19 protein-coding genes are annotated in these 15,203 nt (G+C 27.3%); all 19 read right to left on the reverse strand.

What is annotated here, in order from left to right; all coding sequences use genetic code 11:
* Positions 1–80: 80 nt before the first annotated feature.
* Entirely contained in the window at positions 81–425 is a 345-nt protein-coding gene (gene rplS, locus FRIFI_RS10575; RefSeq protein ID WP_092924533.1) for a 50S ribosomal protein L19, read from the reverse strand.
* A 99-nt stretch (positions 426–524) separates the two neighbouring features.
* Entirely contained in the window at positions 525–1,217 is a 693-nt protein-coding gene (gene trmD, locus FRIFI_RS10580) for a tRNA (guanosine(37)-N1)-methyltransferase TrmD (protein ID WP_092924531.1), read from the reverse strand.
* A gap of 8 nt (positions 1,218–1,225) precedes the next feature.
* Positions 1,226–1,738, reverse strand: a complete 513-nt coding sequence (rimM, locus tag FRIFI_RS10585) for a ribosome maturation factor RimM (protein WP_330405518.1) — start codon at positions 1,736–1,738, stop codon at positions 1,226–1,228.
* Between the two features lie 126 nt (positions 1,739–1,864).
* Positions 1,865–2,092, reverse strand: a complete 228-nt coding sequence (locus tag FRIFI_RS10590) for a KH domain-containing protein (protein ID WP_092924529.1) — start codon at positions 2,090–2,092, stop codon at positions 1,865–1,867.
* A gap of 24 nt (positions 2,093–2,116) precedes the next feature.
* Positions 2,117–2,383, reverse strand: coding sequence for a 30S ribosomal protein S16 (gene rpsP, locus FRIFI_RS10595; protein WP_071119726.1), 267 nt, complete (start codon positions 2,381–2,383; stop codon positions 2,117–2,119).
* 34 nt (positions 2,384–2,417) lie between these two features.
* Entirely contained in the window at positions 2,418–3,770 is a 1,353-nt protein-coding gene (gene ffh, locus FRIFI_RS10600; protein WP_166505827.1) for a signal recognition particle protein, read from the reverse strand.
* Positions 3,767–4,135 (reverse strand): YlxM family DNA-binding protein, encoded by a 369-nt coding sequence (ylxM, locus tag FRIFI_RS10605; RefSeq protein ID WP_166505828.1) that lies wholly within the window; start codon positions 4,133–4,135, stop codon positions 3,767–3,769. The genes ffh and ylxM overlap by 4 nt, the downstream gene beginning before the upstream one ends.
* A gap of 134 nt (positions 4,136–4,269) precedes the next feature.
* A complete protein-coding gene (gene ftsY / locus FRIFI_RS10610; RefSeq protein ID WP_166505829.1) occupies positions 4,270–5,523 on the reverse strand; it encodes a signal recognition particle-docking protein FtsY in 1,254 nt (417 codons plus the stop codon).
* Positions 5,524–5,559: 36 nt separating this feature from the next.
* A complete protein-coding gene (smc, locus tag FRIFI_RS10615) occupies positions 5,560–9,114 on the reverse strand; it encodes a chromosome segregation protein SMC (RefSeq protein WP_166505830.1) in 3,555 nt (1,184 codons plus the stop codon).
* Positions 9,115–9,140: 26 nt separating this feature from the next.
* Positions 9,141–10,211 (reverse strand): elongator complex protein 3, encoded by a 1,071-nt coding sequence (locus tag FRIFI_RS10620; RefSeq protein WP_092924520.1) that lies wholly within the window; start codon positions 10,209–10,211, stop codon positions 9,141–9,143.
* 13 nt (positions 10,212–10,224) lie between these two features.
* Positions 10,225–10,926 (reverse strand): ribonuclease III, encoded by a 702-nt coding sequence (gene rnc, locus FRIFI_RS10625; RefSeq protein WP_092924518.1) that lies wholly within the window; start codon positions 10,924–10,926, stop codon positions 10,225–10,227.
* Positions 10,927–11,120: 194 nt separating this feature from the next.
* On the reverse strand, positions 11,121–11,552 hold the full coding sequence (locus FRIFI_RS10630; protein ID WP_092924516.1) for a CD1247 N-terminal domain-containing protein: 432 nt from the start codon (positions 11,550–11,552) through the stop codon (positions 11,121–11,123).
* Between the two features lie 89 nt (positions 11,553–11,641).
* The gene (gene efp, locus FRIFI_RS10635; RefSeq protein WP_092924514.1) at positions 11,642–12,199 is read right to left on the reverse strand and encodes an elongation factor P; all 558 of its coding nucleotides are present in this window, start codon (positions 12,197–12,199) and stop codon (positions 11,642–11,644) included.
* 206 nt (positions 12,200–12,405) lie between these two features.
* Positions 12,406–12,843, reverse strand: a complete 438-nt coding sequence (gene aroQ, locus FRIFI_RS10640; protein ID WP_092924512.1) for a type II 3-dehydroquinate dehydratase — start codon at positions 12,841–12,843, stop codon at positions 12,406–12,408.
* Positions 12,844–12,897: 54 nt separating this feature from the next.
* Positions 12,898–13,404 carry a shikimate kinase gene (locus FRIFI_RS10645; protein ID WP_092924510.1) on the reverse strand — a complete coding sequence of 169 codons (507 nt, stop codon included), beginning with the start codon at positions 13,402–13,404 and terminating at the stop codon, positions 12,898–12,900.
* A complete protein-coding gene (locus FRIFI_RS10650) occupies positions 13,401–13,919 on the reverse strand; it encodes a hypothetical protein (protein ID WP_166505831.1) in 519 nt (172 codons plus the stop codon). The genes FRIFI_RS10645 and FRIFI_RS10650 overlap by 4 nt, the downstream gene beginning before the upstream one ends.
* Entirely contained in the window at positions 13,909–14,331 is a 423-nt protein-coding gene (locus FRIFI_RS10655) for a hypothetical protein (RefSeq protein ID WP_166505832.1), read from the reverse strand. Before FRIFI_RS10655 ends, FRIFI_RS10650 begins: the two co-directional genes overlap by 11 nt.
* 19 nt (positions 14,332–14,350) lie before the next feature.
* Positions 14,351–14,857, reverse strand: a complete 507-nt coding sequence (locus tag FRIFI_RS10660; RefSeq protein ID WP_166505833.1) for a hypothetical protein — start codon at positions 14,855–14,857, stop codon at positions 14,351–14,353.
* Entirely contained in the window at positions 14,841–15,188 is a 348-nt protein-coding gene (locus FRIFI_RS10665; RefSeq protein WP_166505834.1) for a hypothetical protein, read from the reverse strand. Before FRIFI_RS10665 ends, FRIFI_RS10660 begins: the two co-directional genes overlap by 17 nt.
* Positions 15,189–15,203: the final 15 nt, after the last annotated feature.

The following is a 15,203-nucleotide window of genomic DNA, read 5'->3' on the forward strand; positions in this document are numbered from 1 at the left end:
CTATAGTTCCTTGTATAATAAGATTTTATATATAAAAAAAGGACTGTAAATCAGTCCTTTTTATCTATAGTAAAGTTTAATTATCTAGCTTCTTTTATCTTAGCAGCTTTACCTACTCTACCTCTTAAGTAGTTTAACTTAGCTCTTCTTACTTTACCTTTTCTAGTTACTTCTATCTTTTCTATTCTTGGAGTGTGAACTGGGAAAGTTCTTTCTACACCAACGTTGAAAGATATTTTTCTAACAGTGAAAGTTTCTTTTATTCCTCCACCTTGTCTCTTTAATACTACACCTTCGAATACTTGTATTCTTTCTCTTTTACCTTCAACTATTCTAACGTGTACTCTTACTGTGTCCCCAGGTCCAAAGTTAGGAACTTCTTTCTTTAATTGCTCTTGCTCTAATGATCTTAATATTTCGTTCATTTTTTTCCTCCTGATATCATAGACATTCTTAATTACTGACCAACGTAACAGAGGAATGCCCGTTTTTTTCAACATTTAAAATTATACTATACTTTAAACTTATTTACAAGCTTTTTTGTACAAGTCTGGTCTTCTTTCTTTAGTTATTTTTATAGACTGTTCATGTCTCCAATTATCAACATTTTTGTGGTTTCCAGATAATAAAACATCCGGCACTTCTAACCCCATAAATTCTCTAGGTCTAGTATAATGAGGGTACTCTAATAAATTATCTTTGAAAGATTCTTCTTCAAAAGATTCATTTTGGCTTAGTACTCCTGGTATTAACCTTGATATAGAATCTATCAATATAAGAGCTGGTAACTCTCCTCCTGTTAATACATAATCTCCAATAGATATTTCATCTGTTACTATTAAGTCTATAATTCTTTGATCTATGCCTTCATAATGTCCACAAAGTAATATTATATCTTCTTCTGTAGAAAATTCTTGTGCTATAGACTGGCTATGCACTTTACCTTTAGGTGTTAAATATATTACTCTAGGATTATTTATACCATGAGTATCTATAATATGCTTATATGTATCATATATAGGTTGAGGAGTCATAACCATACCTGCTCCCCCTCCAAATGGGTAATCATCTACTTTTTTGTGCTTACTATTTGAAAAATCTCTAATATTATATATAAATACTTCTATTTTTCCTTTTTCAATAGCCCTTTTCATTATACTTTCACTCATATAAGAGTTAAATATATCAGGAAATAATGTCATTATATGAAATCTCATTTTATCACCTAGTCTAACATACCTTTTATAGGATTTATTATCATTTTCTTCTCATTAATATCTATAGTAGGTACAAATTGCATAACAGCTGGGATTAAGTATTCTTTGTTATTTTCATCTTTTACAACATATACATCATTAGCAGCATATTGTAAAACTTCTGCTAATTTTCCTACATATTGCCCATCAACAGTTTCTACATCTATTCCTATAATATCAGCTACAAAGAATTCATCTTCATCAAGTTCTCTAGAATTTTCTCTAGATACATATATAAATTTATCCCTTAATTTTTCTGCATCTTCTATTCTATCGATACCTTTTATTTTCATTATTACCATATTTCCTTTATATCTTACCCTTTCAACTTCTAAAGGATTTTCTCTGTCTTTTCCTATGTAAAATTCTTCTAAATCATCAAATCTATTTATATCATCAGTATAACTATAAACTCTAACTTCACCTTTTAACCCTTGTGTATTGACTATTTTTCCTATTTTAAAATGTGTTACTTGTGTCATTATCATTCTCCTTAAAGATAATATTTTATATGTTCTTTCTATAATTTTATTATATATTATGCACTATAAAACTATAGTCTATAAGTTCTTAATACATTAAAAGGATTAGGTATATACCTAATCCTTTTAAACTATATCAAGAGAAACTTTAACATTCTCTTTGTTAGCAACGGCTTTTACAACAGTCCTTATAGACTTAGCTATTCTACCTTGCTTTCCGATAACTTTTCCCATGTCATCCTGAGAAACTTTTAGTTTTAATGTTATTTCCTCATTGTGTCTGACTTCTTCAACTATTACAGCTTCAGGATTGTCAACTAGAGCTTTAGCTATCTCTAACACTAGCTCTTTCATATACTCATCTCCTAATAAAGCTTATTATTTTTTAGAAGCTTCGAACTTTTCCATAACACCGTTGTTAACTAATAAAGTTTTTACAGTGTCAGTTGGTTGAGCACCATTTGATAACCACTTAACAGCTTTCTCATCGTTTATTTTAACTTGCTTTGGTTGAGAAACTGGGTTGTAGTATCCTATTTCCTCTATGAATTTTCCATCTCTTGGAGATCTAGAATCTGCTACTACTATTCTGTAGAAAGGTTTTTTATTTGATCCCATTCTTTTTAATCTTATTTTAACTGCCATTACAGTCACCTCCGAAAATTTTTATTTTGCTTATTTATTTAAAGAAAGGAAGTCCGGCAAAACCGCCCCTTTTCTTCATACTTTTTTGAGAGCCTGTAAACATCTTCATCATCTTCTTCATCTCATTGAATTGTTTTAAAAGTCTGTTTACATCTTGAACAGTAGTTCCACTACCTTTAGCTATTCTTCTTTTTCTAGAAGCATTTAGCAAACTTGGGTCTTTTCTTTCTTCTTTTGTCATAGATTGAACAATGGCTTTAGTTCTTTTCATTTCTTTACCATTTAAATCTACATCTCCAAGTTGGTCTTTTATATTCCCTATACCTGGAATCATACCTAATATTTTATCAAGAGGACCCATATTTTGGATTTGCTCCATTTGTTCTAAGAAATCTTCAAAATCAAGTTCTTGTTTTTTAATCTTTTCTTCTAATTCCTTAGCTTTATCTAAATCAATATTTTCTTGTGCCTTTTCTATTAAGCTAAGTATATCACCCATACCTAATATTCTTGAGGCCATTCTATCTGGATGGAAAGGTTCTAAATCATCTAATTTTTCACCCATACCTATGAATTTTATAGGTTTTTGTGTTACGGCTCTTATTGAAAGTGCAGCACCACCTCTAGTGTCTCCATCTAGTTTTGTTAGTATTACTCCATCTACACCAAGAGTTTCATTGAAGCTTTCTGCAACATTGACTGCATCTTGTCCTGTCATTGAGTCTACTACTAATAGTATTTCATGAGGTTTAACTTCAGATTTTATAGATTTTAATTCATCCATTAAGGCTTCATCTATATGAAGTCTACCTGCTGTATCTATTATAACTAAGTCATTGTTATTTTTTATTGCATGACTTAATCCTGCTTTTGCTATGTTTACTGGACTTTCCTTATCACCCATATTGAATACTGGTATATCTAACTTTTCTCCAACAACTTGTAACTGCTTTATAGCCGCTGGTCTATAAACGTCACAGGCAACAAGTAAAGGTTTCTTACCTTGTTTTTTGAAATATCCTCCAAGTTTTCCAGATGTAGTTGTTTTACCTGCACCTTGAAGACCTACCATCATTATTATAGTTGGTGGTTTTGGAGATATTACTATTTTACTAGCTACATCACCCATTAGGCTTGTAAGCTCTTCATTTACTATTTTTATTACATGTTGTGCCGGAGTTAAACTCTGCATAACTTCTTGCCCAACACATCTTTCTTGCACCTTCTTTATAAAATCTTTTACAACCTTAAAGTTAACGTCCGCCTCTAAAAGAGCAAGTTTAACTTCTCTCATAGCATCTTTTACGTCTTTTTCGGTTAATTTACCTTTAGATTTTAATTTATCAAGTGCACCTTGCAATTTATCTGATAATCCTTCAAATATCATTTTAACATCTCCCTACATACATCTTCTATATTTTCTAGCTTAGGGATTAAATTAGCACAATCTCTATTTTGCAATAAATTTTGTTTAATGTCAACAATTTTATCTTGTATATTTTTTATAAAATTTTCTTGTTCTTTATGTTTATGAACTAAATTTAATTTACTCTCGTAGTCTTTTAGTATTTTTTCTGAACGCTTAAGAGTATCATATACTCCTTGTCTTGATACATTCAGATTTTCACTAATTTCACCTAGAGAATAGTCTTCTTCATAGTAAAGTGAAACTATTTCTCGCTGCTTATCAGTAAGTAGTTCTTTGTATTGTTCAAACAACAATCCAATCTCAACCATTTTTTCTATATTCATCTCTTTACACTTCCCAGTAAATTACTGTAAAGGTTAATTACTTTACACATTGTATTTTATATCATATATAAAGTATTGTCAATATAGAATTAGCTTATTTTTTGCTTTATTATTGACATTTTATTTTTGCTAATTTAGTTCCCAAATAATGCATCTGAAAATGCTTTTGCATCGAAATCTTGTAAGTCTTCTACCTTTTCTCCTACACCTATAAGTTTTACAGGTACATCTACCTCACTCTTAACTGCAAGGACAACACCACCCTTAGCAGTACCATCTAGTTTAGTTAATACTATTCCTGTTATATCAGCAACTTCTTTAAATGTCTTAGCTTGTGCTACTGCATTTTGACCTGTCGTTGCATCTACTACTAATAATACTTCTTTTTTAGCTTCCGGGAATTCTCTATCAACTATTTTAAATACTTTTCCTAACTCATTCATAAGGTTAGCTTTGTTGTGAAGTCTTCCTGCTGTATCACATATTAATAAATCTACTTTTCTAGCCTTTGCAGCTTTAACTGCATCAAATATTACTGCACCTGGATCTGCTCCTTCTTGATGCTTTATTATATCTACATTGCTTCTGTTTGCCCATACTTCTAATTGTTCTATAGCTGCGGCTCTAAATGTATCACCAGCTGCAAGTAAAACTTTTTTACCTTCTGATTTATATCTATTAGCTAATTTACCTATAGTAGTTGTTTTACCAACACCATTTACTCCAACCATCAGTATTATAGTAGGTGAATGAGTAACATCTAATTTTTGATTTTCTTCTCCTAATAATTCTTCCACTACTATCTTTAGTTCATTTCTTACATCCATAGGATCAGTTATACCTTTAGACTTTATCTTATCTCTAAGGCTGTCTATTATATTCATTGTAGTATTAACACCAACATCAGCAGTTATTAAAATTTCTTCTAATTCTTCTAATAACTCCTCATCTACTTTTGTATATGATTTTAATACATCATCTATTCTATCAGTTATACCTTTTTTAGCCTTAGTTAAACCTTCTTTTAATCTATTAAATAGATTAACTTTCTTTTCTTTTGGTTGTTCCTGTACTTCTTCTACTACCTCTATTTCTTCAATAGATTCATCTTTAACTTCATCTTTAGTTTCTTTACTTTCATTTACTATTTCTATTTTTTCTTCAATAAATTCTTCTTCTAAATCTTTTACATCTTCTTCATCTTCTTTTATAGTTTCTTCTATAACTTCAGTTTCTTCTGTATCTACTTTTTCATTTACTTTACTAACTTCTTCTATAAGATCTACTTCTTTTATATCTTCTTCAATTAAGTTTTCTTCACTTACTAACTCTTCAACTTCTTTATTTTCTTCTTTTTTCTTTCCAAAATTAAATAACTTCTTAAACACTTATCTTCCTCCTAAATGTTATTTTAACTAATCCTTTTATATTATATCAGTCATTTTTTCTGCTTCATTTAGCTTTAAGCTAAGAACTTTAGATATTGCTTTTTCCTGCATAGTAACACCATATATGTAATCTGATGCCTCCATAGTCCCTCTTCTATGTGTAACTGATATAAATTGAGTGTCTTGAGATAGTTCTTTTAAAAATTCACCAAATCTAAATATATTAGCATCATCTAATGGGGCTTCTATCTCATCTAATATACAAAACGGCGTAGGTTTTGCAAGTAATATAGAAAATAATATACTTATAGCTGTAAGTGCCTTTTCTCCACCTGATAATAAATTTAGGTTTTTCATTTTCTTTCCTGGTGGTTGTGCTACTATTTCTATATCACTTTCTAATATGTCCTTTTCATCTAATATTATAAGTTCTCCTCGTCCTCCACCAAATAGTCTTTTGTAAACCATTTTAAAGTTATCATTTATTTCATTAAACTTGACTTTAAACTCAGTTTTCATATTACTCTCAAGTTCTTCTATAAGATTTTCTATAGCTTCTATTGATTGCTCTAGGTCTTGTTTTTGTTCACTATAGAAGTCATATCTTTCTTTAACTTCTTCATATTCTTTTATGGCATCTATATTAACATTACCTAAATTCCTTATTTCTCTTTTTAAAGATTCTAATTTCTTTTTATCAATTTCAATGCTAGTATCTTTTATATTCATAGCATCAGCTACAGTCAACTCGTACTTTTCAAATAAGTTGTTTATATAATCTTCTTTAGAAACTTTTATTCTATCTATTTTAGATTCTACTTTAAATAAACTTTCTTTTAAATCTATATACTGTCTATCTATGATTTTAAGATTTTTATTATGTTCTTCTAGTTTTTGCTTTAGATCTTCTTTTGCTAATTTTCTATTTTCTAGATTTCTACTGTTGTCGCTTAATTGTTTATTTAAGCTAACTTTTTCTGTTTCTTCTATTACTGTCTCTTCTCTAAGCTTAGATATTTCTATATTTTGATTTTCTATAGATTTTTCTATATTGCCTTTTTTAAGTCTTAGTTCTTCATTTTCATTCTTTATTCTTTTAATATCTGCATATATAGATTCTAAAACTTGCTTATCCTTAACTAATTTTAGATTTAGATTATCATGCTTTTCTCTATCTTTTTCATAGTAGTCATTTGATTTTTTTAATTCTAAGCTTAGTTTTTCTATGGTTTCTTTATTTTCTTCATGCTCTTTGTCCATTTTTTCTATTTCAATTTTAACTATATCTAATTTATCTTTAGTATATTTTAAATTCGAAATAAGTCCATCTTTTTCATTTTGTAGTTTATTAATACTTATATTTATATTTTTTATTTCTTCTTCTACTCTATTTAATTTAGAACTTTCTATTATAATATTTTTTTCTAACTCTTTTACTTCTTCTTCTATTTTTAAAATATCATTTTTCTTTGTTGATATATTATTATCTTTTTCTTGTTTCTGTTTAATAAATTCTTTTGTTTCTTTTTTAGCATCTTCAAGTTTTTGAGAATATTCATTTATAAGTCTTTTTCTAGATAATATACTTGTATTATTTTTGAAACTACCTCCAGTTAATGACCCTCCTGGATTTAATATTTCTCCATCTAAAGTAACAACTTTATATCTATGACCTGTTTCTCTTGCAAACTTTATACCTTCATCTATATTATCTATTATTATAGTCCTTCCCAGTATATTTTCTATTATATTTTTATACTTTTCATCATAAGATAATAAATCACTAGCTATGCCTATAAATTTAGTATTACTTTTTATAGTACTTGGGTTTATCTTATTTGCTTTTATTGTATTTAGAGGTAAGAATGTTACTCTACCTAGATTATTTTTCTTTAAATAGTTTATAGCTATCTTGGCACTATTTTCATCACTAGTGATTATATTTTGTAAGTATGCACCAAGTGCAGATTCTATTGCTTTTTCGTATTTCTCACTAGTTGTGATAACTTGTCCTAAAGCTCCATGTATACCTTTTAAAGATTTATTTTTTAATACTTCTTTTACACCTTTATTAAATCCTTCATTATGATTTTCCATGTCTATATAAATATTAAGCTTAGAATTATAATTGTTTATACTATAGTTACCATCTTGAATTTGCTTTTCTAATTTTTTACTATGATTTATAAGCTCTTCTAAAGTATTTTTATTTTCCAATTCCTTTAGCTTTAATTTTTCTAATTCAGCATTTTTTTGACTAACATTTAGTTTAATATCATTTAGTTCTGTGAATTTTTCATTTAAATCACTTTTTACTTCACTAATCTCTAAGTCTATAGATTTATCACGAGAATTTATATTCTCCATATTGGCACTAAGTGTTGACAATCTATTACTAGATTCTTGTTTTTTATTTAAAAGGTTTATTATCCCATCTTTTAAACCTTCTATTTTACTATTTACCTTTTCTATACTTTCTTTTTTACTTAAATTATTTTTATCCAATAAATCTATATCTTCAGTTAGAGACTTTATTGTATTCTCTTTTTCTATCTTATTTATCTCTAAATCCTTAATTAAATTTTCATTAGAAGATATTTTATTTCCTATTTCACTTAACTCATTTTCACTTTTTAATATACTTTCATTTAAATTTTTAATTTTTTCATTTATAAGATTTAATTGAGCATCTTTCTGAGATATAACACTTTTTATACTGTTTATATAATCTATCGATTTATTTATATTCTCACTTATATCTTCAACTTCTTTAGATGTTTCATTTAAGTTATTTTCTAACTTTACCTTTTGGTTGTTAGTTTCTATAGCTTGTTCTTCTAATAGTTTACTGTGTTTTAGCGCTTCATTTAAATCTTTTTCTAGTAAATCTATTTCTTTTATATAGCTATTTACTTCTATAGTCTTTAATTTATCATTAAGTTCTATATACTTTTTAGCTTTTTCCTGTTGAGAAAATAGTGGTTTTAGCTGATTTTCTATTTCTATATAGATATCTTCTATTCTCTCTAAATTTTCCTTAGTATTTTTTAAATTTCTCTCAGCTTCTTGTTTTTTATATCTAAACTTTGATATTCCACAAGCTTCATCAAATACTTTTCTTCTATTTACAGGATTATTGCTAAGTATTTCATCTACTTTACCTTGTTCTATTATTGAGTATCCATCTTTTCCTATACCCGTGTCTAAAAGTAATTCTTTTATATCTTTAAGTCTGCAAGGTTTATTATTTAAAAAGAATTCACTTTCTCCACTTCTATATGCTCTTCTTTTTATAGTTATTTCACTAAAATCTATATTTAATTTATCTTCAGAATTATCTATAGTTAACGAAACTTCACAGTAGCTCATTGCTTTTTTGGTATCAGTTCCTGCAAATATTACATCTTCTAATTTGTCTCCTCTTAGACTTTTTATACTCTGTTCTCCAAGTACCCATCTAACAGCATCAGATATATTACTTTTACCACTTCCATTTGGACCTACTATTGCAGTTATCCCTTGATTAAATAATATATCTGTTTTAGTTGGAAAGGATTTAAATCCCTTCAATTCTAACCTCTTTAAATACAACTTCGTCTCTCCCTTCAATAATAAAACTAAAGGTTATAAATATTACATAATTTTATATATATATCTTTAAAACTAGTTTTAATTACTTTTTCATCATCTATTACTATTTCTAAGCTATCTAAATCAATATTAGCTTCTTTTGTTTTTAATATTATGTTTAATTTTTCTTTTAAATAATTAGTATTTGTCTTTTTATTACCTATTATTTTTGATATGTTCTTTTTATTAGTATTTACTACTATTTTACTTGTAGCTTTATTTTCTATAACAATACTTTCTAAATAATCTTTTATCATAGCCCCTTCTACTAATTCTCTAAAGGCTGGATGATATGGACCATCAACTACAGCTTTTCCTATTTGTATATCATCAGTAGCTTGGAGTCCAACTCTTATTACATTTATATTATTGACATAAAATAAAGCTAAAAGCTTTTTAACAATATCAACACTTTCTTCTAAAGAAAATGAATTATATTGCTTTCTATTTAATAAATCTTCTAAACCTGTCTCTTTAACAACTAGAGTAGGATAAATTCTTACGCAGTATGGGTCAAGTTCTATAAACTTTTTAGCTGTATTTATACATTTTTCCTCTGTATCTGAAGGTAGACCTACCATCATCTGAAGTCCTAGGTTTATACCATTTTCTTTTATTAATTTAGAACTTTTAAATACCTGTTCTGCATTATGGCCCCTTATGCTATCTCTTAATACATCTTCATCTAAAGACTGTACTCCAAGTTCTATTATACTTACACTATACTCTTTTAACATATCTAATATTTCTTGACTTATGCAGTCTGGTCTTGTTGACATTCTTATATCCTGTACTAAACCTTTGTCTACATACTCTTTAGCTACAGATAATAAATTTCTTTGTATATCAACATCTATAGCAGTAAAACTTCCTCCAAAGAAAGCAATCTCCACAATTGCATCTTTATCAATTGTTTCTAGATATTCCTCTACGATATTTCTTACGTCAGAGCTAGTTATATCTGTACTAACACCTGTTATCTTTTTTTGATTGCAAAATATACAATCATGAGGACATCCTCTGTGAGGAACAAATATAGGTATTATTCTTCTTTTCATATTTCATCATCCTTTATATTGTTACTTGTAGAGCTTTTTTAGCTGCTATTTGCTCTGCTTCTTTTTTACTTTTTCCTTCTCCAACACCTAAGACTCTTTCATTTATTCCAACTTCCATTATAAATCTTTTATTATGATCTGGTCCTTTTTCATCTACTAATCTATACCATATATTACTTTCACCTTTTCCTTGTAAAACTTCTTGAAGGTGAGTCTTATAATCTCTAAATATTTTACCTTTTCTTGAATCACAGATTATTCCTTCCATGTATTTTAGTATAAATACTCTAGCTGGTTCTAATCCTCCATCTAAGTATATTGCAGCTATTACAGCCTCAAAAGCATCTGCTAATATAGACATTCTATATCTACCACCAGTAGCTTCTTCTCCTTTTCCTAGCAACATATATATTCCTAGATTTATCTCATTTGCTGCTTCACTTAAAGATTCTTCACAAACTATATTTGCTCTTAACTTTGTTAATTCTCCTTCTGGTAAATTTCTTTCTTTTTTAAATAAATATTCACTTACTACTATACTTAGGACAGAGTCTCCTAAAAACTCAAGTCTTTCATTAAAATCATACTCCTTATTTTCATTTGAGTACGAACTATGAGTTAAAGCTTCTAATATATACTCTTTATTTTTAAATTTATATTCTATTATATTTTCAAACTCATCTATATTCTTTAATATATCTTTTTTTAACTTCATTTTATTACCTCCGAGTTAATTATCTCTAGATTATAGTGTACTATTTTTCAACAAGTATTGCAAAATAAAAAATTTACTTGTCTACTTTAATATTCACACTTATTTTTAAATTTATAGTTTCCTTATAATATATTTTAAAAAGAAAAGCCTATGAGATATTCTAATAACTCATAGGCAATCTTATATTAATCTAACTAATTTTCATCTATATCATCGCAACAATTAATACACATACAATCTTCATCGTCTGCTGATAGTATTATTCCTTGACAGTTTGGACAAACGATATCAACCTCATCATCATATAGAAGTTCTTCATCTACTTCTACTAAGTCTTTACAATTTGGACATTCCATTTCTATAAAGCTAAGGTCCCCTTCTTCATCTTCGTCTATTTCTGAATCACTATATATATCATCTTCTATATCACATAAATCTTCATCTATAGATTCAACATACTCAGTTAAATCTGCTTGCTCTTCATCTAATTCAACTATTGCATCTGCAAAACTATCTAAAACGTCTATTATCTTATGTATTATTTTTCCTTCTTTACTTTCAGAGCTTATGTCCATCCCTTCAGCTAATCCTTTTAGGTATGCAACTTCTTCAAATAGGTATTTCATATGTAACCCTCTCCTTCTTTTGTAAGTATAAAATTAAAAGCCCGTATATCTTTATTATTAAGATATACAAGCTTTTTATACATAAATTATTAAACTCTTGATAAATATTCACCAGTTCTAGTATCTATCTTTATCTTGTCACCTTCATTTATAAATAATGGAACTTGAACAACAGCTCCAGTTTCAACTGTAGCTGACTTAGTTACGTTACTAGCTGTGTCTCCTTTTATTCCTGGTTCAGTTTCAGTTACTTCTAATTCTGCAAAGTTAGGAGCTTCAACTTGGAAAGCTTGTCCTTGGTAGAATCTTATTGTAGCAACCTCATTTTCTTTTAAGAATTTTATAGCTTCTTCAACTTGTACATAATCTAAAGGTATTTGATCAAATGTTTCTTGATCCATGAAGTAGTATAATTCTCCATCATTGTATAAGTATTGCATTGGTCTTGTTTCTATATGAGCTTTAGGGAATTTATCACTTGGGTTGAAAGCTTCTTCTCTTATAGCTCCTGTTTTTAAGTTTCTATATTTAGTTCTTACGAAAGCTGCACCTTTACCTGGTTTAACGTGTTGGAAGTCAACTATTAAACATGGTTGTCCGTCTTTTTCAAATGTTACACCTTTTCTAAAATCACTTGCTGATACCATTTTGGTCCCTCCATAAAAATAAATTTATTATTTTGTGGTGATACTTTTTATTATATATTATAATCAAAAGTTTATTTTTAATCTTAGGCAAATACTTCTATTGTATTTATCTATATATGTATATATTATCACCATACCTTTTTCAATTATATATACTCTTGCAATCTTGTCAAGTTATATTAAAAAAATTAAGTTTATAACTACTTTTAGCCCTTGTTTTTTATAAGTGCATTTATGCCTAATATATAACTATCAAATCCAAAACCTGATATTTGTCCTATACATGCTTTTGCTGTCACACTTTTTTGTCTAAACTCTTCTCTTTTATGAACATTAGATATATGAACTTCAACTACATCTAATTGTACAGACATTATCGCATCATAAATAGCATAGCTATAATGAGTAAAAGCGCCAGGATTTATAACGATTCCATCATACAAAGTGTTAGCTTCGTGTATTTTGTCAATTATATCTCCCTCATGATTACTCTGAAAGAAATCTACAACTATATTTTCATCTATAATCTTACATTCCTTTTTTATATAATCTTTTAAGTCATCTATTGTTCTTTCACCATAAATTCCTTTTTCTCTTTTACCTAACATATTCAAATTTGGACCATTAATTACTAAAAATTTCATAAATACCCCCGACTATACGATTACAAACTTTTCTACTATTAATAATATCACATATTATCTAATATAAACAAGTATTTCGCTTACCACTTCATCTATATTTTTACTATCTACATTTATTTTTATATTAGATGCCTTATTATACTTATCAATTCTTTCTGAAAGTAATGTTTTTATAGTTTCTTCTACATCTTTGCTTTCTTTTAATAAAGGTCTTTTGTTTATTTCATTTGATACATTTTTTTTAATCGTACTTACACTTGCATCTAATAAAATTACATTTTGTTCATTTTTTAATATATCTATATTTTCATTCTTACTTACTATACCTCCACCAGTTGAAATTATTATGTTATCCTCAGTCGTAAGATCTTTTAGTAGTTTCGTTTCTACATTTCTAAAATATACTTCTCCATCTTCTTTAAATATGTCAGTTATAGACCTTTTTTCTATTTCTTCTATTTTAGTATCCATGTCAACATATTCCATTTTTAACTCTTTAGCTAGTTTTCTTCCTACTACGCTTTTCCCACTACCCATAAAACCAATTATTACAACTCTCATTTATTATCTCCCTCAAAATTTATTATATTTACAGTAAATTCTTTTTCTAGGTTAGTATTATTTTTTGACAACTCTAGTTTTATATTAGCTATTTTACCATCATAGTCTGTTGATATATACATATTATCTATATAATCTCCAACTTCATAACCTCCACCTTCACTGTTTCCATATACATCTAATGTCCTTATAAAAATTTTATTTGAATTTTTATTTAGAAATATTTCTTTATCCTTTAATTTATTATCATTTTCTTTGTACTTACATTTTATTGATGTTACACTTTTCAGCTCATTGTTTTTATCGTAGTTAATAATATATTTAGAGTTTTGTATTGCTTCTTTTATATATTTAGATACTTCATTTCCTTGTTGTTGTAATTCAACACTATCTTCTATTTTCATTTTTATATTATTTGAAAATATAAGTATATAATAAAGTAAACTTATTATTATGACTATAGAAGTTATTGATATTACGCTTTCTAAAAGTAAATATCCTTTCTTACGTTTCATACTTACCTTCTTTCAATAAGACTCTTCCGCTAATTGGTACTATTGTTATCTCTTTTTTAATATTTCCTTTATAAACTCTTATAGTTTGACCTCTACGATCTGGAGAACCATCGGTTCTAAATATTATTTTACTTTCCCCATATTCTATCTTCGTTTCATTGGGTAGTGACACTTCTTTTTTTATTTCACCTTTAGATTTTAATATATAAGATTTGTTTTCGTTATTTAGATCATAGTATATGTATGTGCTTAGGTCTCCGAGCATATTTACTCTTCTTACATATCTAATATCTACTGCTAATTGTTTCGTAAATGAGTTGATGTAATATTTATCTAGATTATCATAAAAAAAATATAATGTTGATACTAAAATCATTATACTTATGCATACAACAAGTTCTACCAAGGTCACATTCCTTCTCTTTTCATTTTTAAATCTCCTTGTAATTATATAATTTTACTATATCGGTTTTATCATCTATAGATAAATCCTCATTAAATGGATTTAATATTTTAACTTTTGATTTTAATTTTTTTATATAATTCCCATCCTTTATTGTTATGAGTATCTCAAAATCTACAGATTTTTCCTCTCTATTTATCGATATCCTTGATGGAATAGATACGATTACATTTTTTATCTTACATTTTGATATGTCTTTTATATTATTTATAAAACTTAATCCACTAAAAGAAGTGTAAAAATCATCTTCATCTATAGCATATTCTTTTATTAAATTAACTTCTCTTAGTATATTACTATGTACTACTTCCATAGCACCATAGCTATGTTGTTTTAATGTTTCATCTTTATAATCTAAGTTAAATATACTTAAATTATTATAGGATACTCCTATAGAAGTCATGGCTAATATTATTACAATAGAAAAGATTATTACAGTTGTTACTAGTATAGATCCTTTACTTTTTCGTAACATAAGACATAAGGTTTATACTATCATAATCACTTTGAACTATTACTTCTATTTTATAACAATTATAATAATCTTTTTCTTCTTCTATTGTTGTTTTTATCTTATATCCTTTTTCATTATTTTCATATGCTATTTCTTCATCATTTTCTATATGAAGTTTTGTATATTCTATATTCTTTCTAGCTATCTCAAGCATTTCAAATTTTTTATTGCTACAACTAACTAATCCATTACTATTTTGTAAGGTTGTAGCAATAATATACATACTTATACCTATTATAGATATACTAATTATACTTTCAACTAAAATAAATCCTTCTCTTTTTTTTATCAATAGTTACTCCTTTAC

Source organism: Romboutsia hominis (genome assembly GCF_900002575.1).
In the GTDB taxonomy this organism is placed as follows: Bacteria; Bacillota; Clostridia; order Peptostreptococcales; family Peptostreptococcaceae; genus Romboutsia_C; species Romboutsia_C hominis.

Coding starts and splice junctions, on each gene's coding strand:
- rplS (WP_092924533.1), bottom strand. CDS start 425: ATGAACGAAATATTAAGATCATTAGAGCAAGAGCAATTAAAGAAAGAA.
- trmD (WP_092924531.1), bottom strand. CDS start 1,217: ATGAGATTTCATATAATGACATTATTTCCTGATATATTTAACTCTTAT.
- rimM (WP_330405518.1), bottom strand. CDS start 1,738: ATGACACAAGTAACACATTTTAAAATAGGAAAAATAGTCAATACACAA.
- FRIFI_RS10590 (WP_092924529.1), bottom strand. CDS start 2,092: ATGAAAGAGCTAGTGTTAGAGATAGCTAAAGCTCTAGTTGACAATCCT.
- rpsP (WP_071119726.1), bottom strand. CDS start 2,383: ATGGCAGTTAAAATAAGATTAAAAAGAATGGGATCAAATAAAAAACCT.
- ffh (WP_166505827.1), bottom strand. CDS start 3,770: ATGATATTTGAAGGATTATCAGATAAATTGCAAGGTGCACTTGATAAA.
- ylxM (WP_166505828.1), bottom strand. CDS start 4,135: ATGAATATAGAAAAAATGGTTGAGATTGGATTGTTGTTTGAACAATAC.
- FRIFI_RS10620 (WP_092924520.1), bottom strand. CDS start 10,211: ATGAAAAGAAGAATAATACCTATATTTGTTCCTCACAGAGGATGTCCT.
- rnc (WP_092924518.1), bottom strand. CDS start 10,926: ATGAAGTTAAAAAAAGATATATTAAAGAATATAGATGAGTTTGAAAAT.
- FRIFI_RS10630 (WP_092924516.1), bottom strand. CDS start 11,552: ATGAAATACCTATTTGAAGAAGTTGCATACCTAAAAGGATTAGCTGAA.
- efp (WP_092924514.1), bottom strand. CDS start 12,199: ATGGTATCAGCAAGTGATTTTAGAAAAGGTGTAACATTTGAAAAAGAC.
- aroQ (WP_092924512.1), bottom strand. CDS start 12,843: ATGAAATTTTTAGTAATTAATGGTCCAAATTTGAATATGTTAGGTAAA.
- FRIFI_RS10645 (WP_092924510.1), bottom strand. CDS start 13,404: ATGAGAGTTGTAATAATTGGTTTTATGGGTAGTGGGAAAAGCGTAGTA.
- FRIFI_RS10650 (WP_166505831.1), bottom strand. CDS start 13,919: ATGAAACGTAAGAAAGGATATTTACTTTTAGAAAGCGTAATATCAATA.
- FRIFI_RS10660 (WP_166505833.1), bottom strand. CDS start 14,857: ATGTTACGAAAAAGTAAAGGATCTATACTAGTAACAACTGTAATAATC.